This is a genomic window from Pseudaquabacterium rugosum, assembly GCF_038066575.1.
In the GTDB taxonomy this organism is placed as follows: domain Bacteria; phylum Pseudomonadota; class Gammaproteobacteria; order Burkholderiales; family Burkholderiaceae_C; genus Pseudaquabacterium; species Pseudaquabacterium rugosum.
This window is the reverse complement of the sequence record NZ_JBBUTF010000051.1, coordinates 1-677: the sequence shown is the minus strand read 5'-3', so window position 1 is coordinate 677 and position 677 is coordinate 1. Positions and strand designations below refer to the sequence as shown.

At 67.4% G+C, this 677-nt stretch carries 1 protein-coding gene; it reads left to right on the top strand.

From position 1 onward, the window contains the following. Positions 1-677, top strand: a 677-nt coding sequence (locus AACH11_RS24730; protein WP_341376960.1) for a TRAP transporter large permease, incomplete at both ends; no start/stop codon positions are given.

The following is a 677-nucleotide window of genomic DNA, read 5'->3' as shown; positions in this document are numbered from 1 at the left end:
GGCGGGCCGTTTCCCGGCTGGGCCTTCGTCGGCGCCGCCTTCACCGCCGCCCTGCCCGGCCTGCTGACCGTGGCCATCATCCTCGGCGGCATCCTCTCGGGCGCCTTCACCGCCACCGAGTCCGCCGCCATCGCCGTCGCCTGGGCCCTGCTGGTCACCGTCGCGGTCTACCGCTCGCTGTCGCTCGAACACTTCCTCAAGGCCTGCGCCAAGGCCTGCAAGACCACCGGCGTCGTCCTGCTGCTCATCGGCATCTCGTCGGCCTTCGGCTACTTCCTCGCCCTCTACGAGGTGCCGCAGAAGACCGGCGAGCTCATGCAGTCCGTCTCCGACAACCCGTGGGTCATCTTCCTGATGATCAACGTCCTGCTCTTCGTCCTCGGCACCTTCCTCGACATGGCGCCCACCATCCTGGTGTGCACGCCCATCTTCATGCCCATCGCCCAGCACTACGGCATGGACCCGCTGCAGTTCGGCATCGTCATGCTCATCAACTGCGCCCTCGGCCTGAACACGCCCCCGGTGGGCACCGTGCAGTTCGTCGGTTGTGCCATCGGCGGCATCTCCGTCGGCCAGGTCATGCGATCGATCTGGCCCTTCTACACCGCCCTCGGCGTCTGCCTGCTGCTCGTCACCTACGTGCCCGCCTTCTCCACCTGGCTGCCCAGGCTGGTGAT